Genomic DNA, 8,847 nt, shown 5'->3' with positions numbered 1-8,847 from the left:
GGTCAAACTAATCCTATTGAAAGATTAAATAATACCTTTCGACAAAGGATTTCTCGGTTGGTGAGAGAGAGTCTATCTTTCTCTAAAAAAATGGAGAATCACGTTGGGGAACCCTTTGGTATTTTATCCATGACTACAATGGAGGCTCTTCTGGTTTCTGTGTGGAAACGGGGTCTATACTGATAGTTTCTTCAGCAAAATACTCCTAAAAGTCTTTCCCAGTAAATATTTCACGATTCTATAAGCAAAAATTATCACACAAAGTCGAGAAGAGCCCAATGGACAGCAAAGCAAAGGATTAAGCCGCCATCACTACTACCGAATCACCACCCAAGCTCTCAAACCTCCTAAAGGGATGGCAGGGAGCAAGACTCTCTTTCCTCGCTCTATTCTTACTGGCTCTGTTGAAAGTAAAAACCGTCAACCTCAAGGAATTAGCCCTAGGTTTTGAAGGTCGGGTATTGGTAGAGTCCCATTACAAACGATGACAACGCTTGTTTGGGGACTTCGAGAGAGATTACCCTCAAATAGCTCCCATTGTAGTCCAGTGGCTCCATATCCCTCAACCCTGGGTATTGAGTATTGACCGCACCAATTGGTCATTTGGTAGTCATCACTACAACATCCTCACAGTCGGCATTGTCCATGAAGGGGTAGCGATACCCCTTCTCTGGTGGATGCTCAAGAAGAAAAAAGGCAACTCAAACAGCGATGAACGGATGCGAACGGTTACTTTCTTGATCTCCGCAATTATTTTGCCCACTGCTGTTATTGTATGTCTTGAATCCGCAAAAGTCCGTATAATTTAGCCAATAACATTATTTTTCTTTTTCTTCAATTAATCCCGATTCAGTTTTTTTCAGTAAATCTGAGGCAAATCTTTCACTAAATCCCACTAAAAAAGCACAGGAAAAGATAAATAAATCCTGACGGGCTTTGTTGGTTATTAAACTAGAAGAATTTTGATCCTGGGTAATCATAAAATCAATTTTAATCAACGTATTTGAGCTAATTAAACTAAAGATAAAAATACCGAAAATTAGACCAATTAAGGGTCTAAACAAACCAATAAAAAGAGGAATGAGGGGGTCGTCATATTTTTTGTCTGTAAAGTCGATAATTCTGAGTAAAATACTCGCAACACTTCCCAACACTCCTGCTGTTGCCGCATAAACTAAACCATAAAATATATGCCGATTAGGATTTATCGTATCACTCGATGATTTTAACTGTTCTGAATAACTACTAGAAGGAATGGGTACTGGGGAGTTTGCTTGAGGTAATGGTTTTGAAATAAGTGCCTCCTCTTGAGAGTGTTTCTGGTGTAAATTATCATCAAATATGTAAATTTCTTGAGCAGAAAATTTGAGGGCAATCATAGATAAAAAAGTTGTAATAGATAAACCTAAAAATATTTTGAATGGGACTGATCTTGTAGAATAGATAGAACTAAATCCATTTAAAATATGTCCCCATAAAAAATAGCGACTATGATTAATTTCCTTTTCTAGATTAATTCTGAATCCTCGAATAGCATCAACTCCGACTTTATTAGTTTTTGCCATGAGCAATATATATTTAATTTCCTCTAATAACAAAATCAATTTAGTTGGATCATTGTTAAAAATAAACCAACCAATTTTCCAGCTATTACTTTTTTTATAAATCAAATAATTCAGGTGATGAATCTGTTGAACTAACTTAGTGAGTTCTAGTTGTAATTCAGGAGAAATTATCGGCAAAACCTCTAATAAAACTTCCCTAATATCCGCATTTAAGGCGTTAACATCGTCATTTTTTTTTACTGGAGTGGAAGTTATCATATTTTTTGGGACTTTTTAGATTGATTAATAGAATGAAAAGGCTATCTCTCCTCCGTATGCCCTCCGGAGACTAATTCAATTTTGTTGATACATACCGACCCAAGGTATGTTTTGCCTCTAGCATGGAGTTCCCCGCGGCCGTCAGCTTCCCCTTACTCATCGTCAACCCGTTGCAGGACTTTCTCTAGGATAGGGCGGGTTTTCTAGATTACTAAAATTCTAACATAAAGTCCCCCTAGAAGGGCGAGGTTTTAAACCCAGTTTTTTGATAACTTTTTAGCCACTTTCTCGTTGTCACATTAGTAAAACGTTTCACCCTGGATAATTGTGATATATTTGTTACATTTCGTTACTTAAAATAAAATTATCTTTGGTTTGAGTTTTTAAATTTACCTCAAAATCCTCTACTCTTAAACAGCTATCTAATTGCTGCTGTAATATTTTTGTATTTATTGCCTCCGTGCTAATTAATACCAATTGGGTAAAGGGTGGATTATTACCCCATTCTTCGCCTATTTCTAAGGTAATTCTCGGCCCCACTTGTTGCAAAATTACTCCTCTATTGGGATGTTCAACAGTAGATAAAATACCCTTGGCTCGCCATACAGTTACGGGTAATTTCCCTAATATTTTTCCCAGGGTTAATAACTGAAAAGGGCGAACACTTTCATAACTCCAAGTATGAAAGTTATCAGAGTGATTAGATTTTAATTGACTAGATACAGAACGAACGGGAAATGAGTCCCTAAATCCTAATAATAAATCTAGGGAAACATCCCCATAACTCCCTTTTAACAAACGCACCCAAGGTGCTATTTTTTGGATAATTTGACTAGCATTAATTTGTGCTTTTTCATCAATCAAATCAATTTTATTGAGAACCACAATATCAGCAGCCGAAATTTGATCAATTAGCAAATCTTGATAGTTAATTTTTCCAGATGGTTCACAAATTTGGGGTAGATAGGTCGCATCAACTAGGGTAATAATACTTTCCAAGCGAATTATTCTACTTAAAACTGGACGCTTTAGGGTTTGTAACAGGGTATAAGGGTTAGCAATTCCACTGGCTTCAATTAAGATCTGATCTGGACGGAGAGATAGGATTTTGGGAAGGGAATTAACCAGATTATTTTGTAAACTACAACAAACACAACCTCCCTCAAGAGTGATTAGATCATCGTCTCTATTTTTAATTAACATCTGATCAATATTAAGACTACCAAAATCATTGACCAGTATGCCGAAACGGCGATCACTTTTACCCTTAAGAATGGAGTTAAGTAAAGTAGTTTTACCCGCACCTAAAAAACCCGTCAGCAGTGTTACTGGTGTCTTCCAGAGATTTGATGACAAAACCATTATACTTGTCCTCCCGATGGTTGTTTATAGATGACTCCCCGTTTCATCACAAAATCAACTTTACCAGTAACATTAATATCCTCAAAAGGATTACCCGGCATAGCGATAATATCAGCAAATTTCCCCACCGCTAACGCACCAATATTCGGCTGCATTAATAATTCAGCCGCTACAGTAGTTGCTGCTTTTAAAGCGCGTAAAGGAGTAATACCATTTTCAACCATCGCTGGAAACTCTTTCCAGTTATCTATATGAGGAAAAGTTCCCGCATCAGTACCAAAAGCAATCTTAACGTTACTTTTAGCTAAATTATCAGCACAAGCAATCAGTTGAGAGGCATATTTTTGATATTTAGCGTGTTGCCAAGGAGAACGACTTTTCCAATATTCAGGATTATTGGCATTGCGAGCTTTTTCTAAAACAGTGTATTGAGTTGGTACCAGATAAACTCCCTTCTGCTCCATCAATTGCAAAGTCTCGGAACTGGCAAGATTACCATGTTCAATGGAACGTACCCCCGCATTAACAGCACGTTGAACCCCTTCCCCTCCATAAGCGTGAGGACAAGCAGAAATACCGAAATCTTTGGCGGTACTAACCAGAATATTCATCTCCTCTTGGGAATAGGTGGTTTGACTCGGATCATCCGTAGGAGAGCTAAAACCCCCTGTGGCACAGAATTTAATCCAATCTGCTCCTGAGCGAATTTCTTCCCGTACTATGCGGATAATTTCTGCTGTTCCGTCTGCTACTTCAAATTTTTCTGGTCTGAACTGAAAAGCAACTAAAGAGGTAAAATCACCATGTCCTCCTTGGGCTGAAATCAGGTGAGGTGCTACCAATAGATCTGGTCCAATAATCCAGCCATTGGCGATCGCTTTTTTGAGATCGACGGTAATAAATTCTGGATCGGGACAACCCACTTCCCTTACAGTAGTAAAACCGTTCATTAACAGTATTTTCAGGGGATTTAAGCTATAAAGGGTCATTAATGGCACTGTCACCATATAAGGATTTTCTGGAATTGTAGGATCCCCTTCACAGAAGGTGATATGAACATGACAATCAATGAAACCAGGGGTAACGGTGTGTCCTTTTAGTTCAATAATTTGAGCGTTGCTGTGATCAACTGTTGTAGCGATCGCAGTGATATTCCCATTTTCGACGCGAATTTCCGTGGCACCAAGGGGATTATCAGCCAAACCATCCCAATATTGATCGGTTACGATTACATAATTTGGGCTAGTGGAATTAGTACCAGTCATCGTTGTTTCTCCTGTTGTTAATTTTTTCAGCGTTTTTATTAGTCTTGAGCTAGGCGATCGCTTAATATCTCGACTTCCACTGGATGAATAAGCCAATTCAAGTTGATAGTTAGCGAATCCGCTTTAATGGTTAGTCTTGATAGACATTCATAGTATGTAGCCAAATGGTATCCGTATCCGCGTTTTCTTGTGTACTACCTAACAAAATTTCAAAATAGGAACGACTATCATAGACATGACGAAGGATGTTACAACGTTCGCTGTCTTCAATTACATCAAAACCCGCCGTTTTATTGGGGATTAAAGTAATCGACTGCATCCCATTATCAGCGGCAAAGCAGAGACGAATATCTAAGGGACTTCCCAACCAAGAGGGATCATCAAAACCAAAGACAGAAAATAATCTAGCATTGGCAACCACTAGAGGTATATTGTAGGGTTTAAACTCAAAAGGAATAGCTCCCATATCGGCTTCACCCCGTCTGTCTCCGACAAAATCGCAGGGAAAGTTATTAAAATTCCATAAAAAAGATCCATCCTCATCTTTGACGGTGATGGTATAGCTTTCTTTGCATCGGTATAAAACCATAAATTGATGACCTCCTTGAATATTTGATTAAGTTTTGTTGATTCAAGAGATTGTTAGGTTGGTTGAGGAAAGTTTGTTTTTTTTTCTCACACCAACCAACTGGTACTATAGCGTCCTATTCGCTTAATAACCCGTTTGGGCATCGATTGGCCCAGCATCAATACCTGCAACTGCCCAACCGACAGCAACGGGATCCTCTGTCACCACGCCAAAAACCAACGCAGCGGCGGAAACAAGATCACTGATCCAGGTATGCCCAACACCGCTAGTCACCTTATTTGGTACTAACATTCCATTCTCAGGAATATTTGATTCTGGATTATAAGCTGCCAAGGTACTTAGGAAAACACCACATGAACCAGTTGCACACATATAAGTCAGATTGGCATCGGCAATGATGCCCCAGGGGCTCCCTGAGATGGTTGCATCCTGTTGGGCGGCATTGCCCACCGTGTTAGTGCTGGCATCGCAAACATAGATACTGCCCATAGAGGAATTAGAGGGGTTGGACGGAGCCGTGGCAATAAAGATTGCTCCCTCTGGATAATTTCCCGGATCTGCATTACCGGCGTTGGGTGAATAGGCCAAAGATAAAATGACCTGTCCACTGGGTACTGTCCAAATAGGACTTAACGAGGCATTGAAACCACTATAGGGCTGATAGTGCAAACCGCCAGCCGGGGTTGCCCAGTAAATGCCTTTTGGTCCCTTACAAACGTCAGTTGCATTACATCCACCGTCATACCCGTAAAGGGTAGGAGTTGAAGATGGGTTTTTGGCATTGAAAATAACCCCCGTGGCCGCACACCCGCCGAGTAACAGACAATCGTAATTAGTTAGCGTCCCCGCAGGGAAAAAGGTCAGAGATACGGACGCTCCATCCGTCTGGCTATAAGATGTGTTTGAACCCACATAAGACAAGCTCGGCACGCCGTTAGACCAAGTGACTGAATACCAGTAGAGGTTGCCATTAGACGCTGCCACGTAAAGAAGGCTTTCGGGGAAATAATAGAAAAGTCCGGCAATTGGCGCATCGGGTTGTTTTTCCGAAGCGATCTGAGTCGTGACATTACTACTTGTGAATTGGCTGCCTCGAGTAGCGGGATTAATGCTATTAAGCCAAATATTCTCGTCTTCAGATCCGTAAACAAAATAGTAAGGTGGTGAATAGTCAGTGTTGCTGTAATCAAGCAGAAACTCAATGGCAGTAGTACTGGCACCATTATTATCAAGATTACTCACCCCCCCTAAAGTATAACTTGGTGGGGTTGGATTCGGTGAAAATTGCCCAACCGAGATCCCACTTTGGTAAGCAGCGACGACAAAAGTATAGTTCTTATATTCACCAGCAGGAATAGTGATTGCCGAAATACATTGAGTGTAGGGAAAAGACATGATTATCTCCTTTTGAGTTGAAATTAAAGGGAATTACTTGAGAGGTCAGAAGTAAATAATTTAATTATTTTCCCTTTCTGTTCCTCCCCATTTACAGTCGTGCCGATTCCCACTGCCGACTGTATCAGAGATTTAGGATAACTAGGCTCAATTAGGGGCGATCGCCTATCTAATGGCAGTTACCATAGGGGTAAGTTATTTGCCCGTCGATACCCTTTTAAAATGTTTAAAGGGACTCCATTAATGAGAGCAGAAAAATTATTGACAGTGGTTTCTAGTTGACCTGTACTGGTATTGACGCGATTCCACCAATCAGTGGCAATAATGTTAGATTTGATGCCATTTAAACCAGCGAAAAAGCTAGAGAGTTCTTTAGGCACATTAGCTGGTACTCCATAAGCACCTTCATAATTATACTGAGCCATTAATGACCAGAGAAAATTATTAGGTTGGTTGATAGCGTCAATTTGTTGTTGTAAATAACTCTGCACGTCTGACCAAAGAGTTACACTTGTACCACACCAATATTGTTTAATAGAACTGCTCCAAAAGGGTGTATTTTGTGCTAACCAATCAGACATACTATCAGGAAATTCGAGAGAGCCAACTACAACTCGGCCAGTAGTTTGCCAAAGGTCTTTTAAGGGTTGAGAAATACCAGAGGGCGGAATTAATTTATCCTGTCCAATAGTGTTGATAATCAGATTAGATAAATCTTGATAGGTTTGGCTTGTCCAATTTCCCTCAAAATCATGTAAGTCAAGAATAACAAATTCTTGGGGATTATCAGCTAAAAATTGCGTTACTTGATTGAGAAAATCTACTAAAGTCAGGGGGAGAGCAAAACTCCCGTGACACATAACAAATTGATTATCCCCTGAGCCACTACTAAGCATTAATCTGAGATCAAGGGCGCGAATACCTTGACTAAGTTGCTGATTGATGTTTTGGTATTGAGTTTGTACCCATGATTGGCTAATACTACCAGCGCAATAAGTTGAGGCATCGTGAGTGCCTGGCAGGGTTAACTCATTGAGACAAAGGTTTTGAATACAAGGGGCAAATAATTCCATCCAATTATTAGCCCAGTGTAATACGGAAGGACGTAACACACTTTGATCATCTGCTAATCCGCCACTGCCATAATTAGGGGTTGGATAAGGACTAATTTGGCTTTGGGTATTACCAGGGAAATAACCAAGGGCGATCGTTACTACCCCATCATGAATCCATCCTACAGCAGATGTATTAGTAGTATCTGGAGTAGGATAAACAAAAAGACCATTGGGAATATTTTGCCATTCAACTAAAACCCCATAACCTGCTTCTGAGGGGACAGGCGTTGATAGTCCGTGAACTCCACTCTTTTTAGCACTAATTGTAAAGTTAAAGTTACTTACCTCCTCAAGGGTATATTCAACATCACCCGCATCATCTATACTGTCATGACCTACTGTTTCTTTAAACTCAGCATAAAATTGAGTAAAGGAATTAGGACTAATCTGAGAAGATGGATCCCACTCCATCTGGTAACTGTGGGATTTTACTTGATTGATGTTATATGGCGTAGCGTTGACAATTTGTATGTGAAATCCAGCACCCATAATAATTTTCTCCTTGATGAAGATGAGTATTGTTGACTTTTTAAAGTCGTTAATTGAGTTACAGTTAAAGATAATTACTTGAGAGGTCAGAGAAGTAAATAATTTAATTATTTTCCCTTTCTGTTCCTCCCCATTTACAGTCGTGCCGATTCCCACTGCCGACTGTTTAGCGATAGAATAATTAGCTTAACTTAGTGGCAATATCATCTAAATCTTGCTCTGTTAGCGTGAGAGAATCAGCCACATTTTCCGTCAGCGGCCAGTCAATTTCCAGAAGATTGAAATAAGCTTGGATATGCTGAAAATAGGCTTCTTGCAGAAATTGCTTCAGGGGGTTTGGTTGCGGTTGAGAAAAAACGCCACATTTACCTTTCATGGCAAAAGTGCTGGGATTTAACGCCAGATAATTACAGTTTTTCACTTTCTGAATTTGACTATTAACTAATAGTGCAATTCTCGAAGATTTAGGAATATTACAAGATTCATACAGGGTGGGAATCTGCTTTAATTGCTGAATATTCCAAGCATGGGGAACAATATCCAAACTATTCCAGAGTCGGCTGCTTTGATTGAGACCTGGCTCCGTATTTCCGTAGTAATCAGAAAAGGTTTGATCCCCTGGAGTTGCTCCCGCAGAAAATTGGGTATTGACGGTGATTTGTTTACCGGTAGGGTTCCAAGTTGCTTGATTTTCGTACAGCCATAATGCCATTACTGGAGATAATGCTCCGCCTAAACTATGGCCGGTGGTAATGATTTCAATAGGTTGGTCAGATTGGCTGGGAATTTCCTGGGTCAAAAATTCTAAC

General features: G+C 39.9%; 7 protein-coding genes and 2 pseudogenes. 2 read left to right on the top strand and 7 right to left on the bottom strand.

Annotated elements, in window-relative coordinates:
- Window positions 1-209: pseudogene (locus O9332_RS27875) on the top strand (IS1 family transposase); the annotation flags it as partial.
- Window positions 210-322: 113 nt separating this feature from the next.
- A pseudogene (locus O9332_RS27870) lies at window positions 323-743 on the top strand (IS4 family transposase); the annotation flags it as partial.
- 75 nt (window positions 744-818) lie between these two features.
- On the opposite strand, the gene O9332_RS27865 reads toward O9332_RS27870, so the two are convergent.
- From O9332_RS27865 to O9332_RS27835, 7 genes are all read right to left on the bottom strand, one after another.
- Window positions 819-1,823: a hypothetical protein gene (locus tag O9332_RS27865; RefSeq protein WP_002759957.1), complete on the bottom strand. Its 1,005-nt coding sequence runs from the start codon at window positions 1,821-1,823 to the stop codon at window positions 819-821.
- A 339-nt stretch (window positions 1,824-2,162) separates the two neighbouring features.
- Entirely contained in the window at window positions 2,163-3,185 is a 1,023-nt protein-coding gene (locus O9332_RS27860) for a CobW family GTP-binding protein (RefSeq protein ID WP_002759955.1), read from the bottom strand.
- Window positions 3,185-4,450 carry a metal-dependent hydrolase family protein gene (locus O9332_RS27855; protein ID WP_002759954.1) on the bottom strand — a complete coding sequence of 422 codons (1,266 nt, stop codon included), beginning with the start codon at window positions 4,448-4,450 and terminating at the stop codon, window positions 3,185-3,187. The genes O9332_RS27860 and O9332_RS27855 overlap by 1 nt, the downstream gene beginning before the upstream one ends.
- A 130-nt stretch (window positions 4,451-4,580) precedes the next feature.
- A complete protein-coding gene (locus O9332_RS27850) occupies window positions 4,581-5,039 on the bottom strand; it encodes a hypothetical protein (RefSeq protein ID WP_002759953.1) in 459 nt (152 codons plus the stop codon).
- 123 nt (window positions 5,040-5,162) lie between these two features.
- Entirely contained in the window at window positions 5,163-6,434 is a 1,272-nt protein-coding gene (locus O9332_RS27845) for a hypothetical protein (RefSeq protein ID WP_288028244.1), read from the bottom strand.
- A gap of 179 nt (window positions 6,435-6,613) precedes the next feature.
- Window positions 6,614-8,038 (bottom strand): phosphatidylinositol-specific phospholipase C domain-containing protein, encoded by a 1,425-nt coding sequence (locus O9332_RS27840; RefSeq protein WP_002759950.1) that lies wholly within the window; start codon window positions 8,036-8,038, stop codon window positions 6,614-6,616.
- Between the two features lie 181 nt (window positions 8,039-8,219).
- Window positions 8,220-8,847 (bottom strand): lipase family protein (locus O9332_RS27835; protein ID WP_288028242.1); only part of this gene is annotated, 628 nt, incomplete at its 5' end.

Source organism: Microcystis sp. LE19-10.1B, from assembly GCF_027530565.1.
In the GTDB taxonomy this organism is placed as follows: Bacteria; Cyanobacteriota; Cyanobacteriia; order Cyanobacteriales; family Microcystaceae; genus Microcystis; species Microcystis aeruginosa.
Note: the sequence above shows the minus strand (reverse complement) of the source record. Positions and strands in the feature narration are given on the sequence as shown.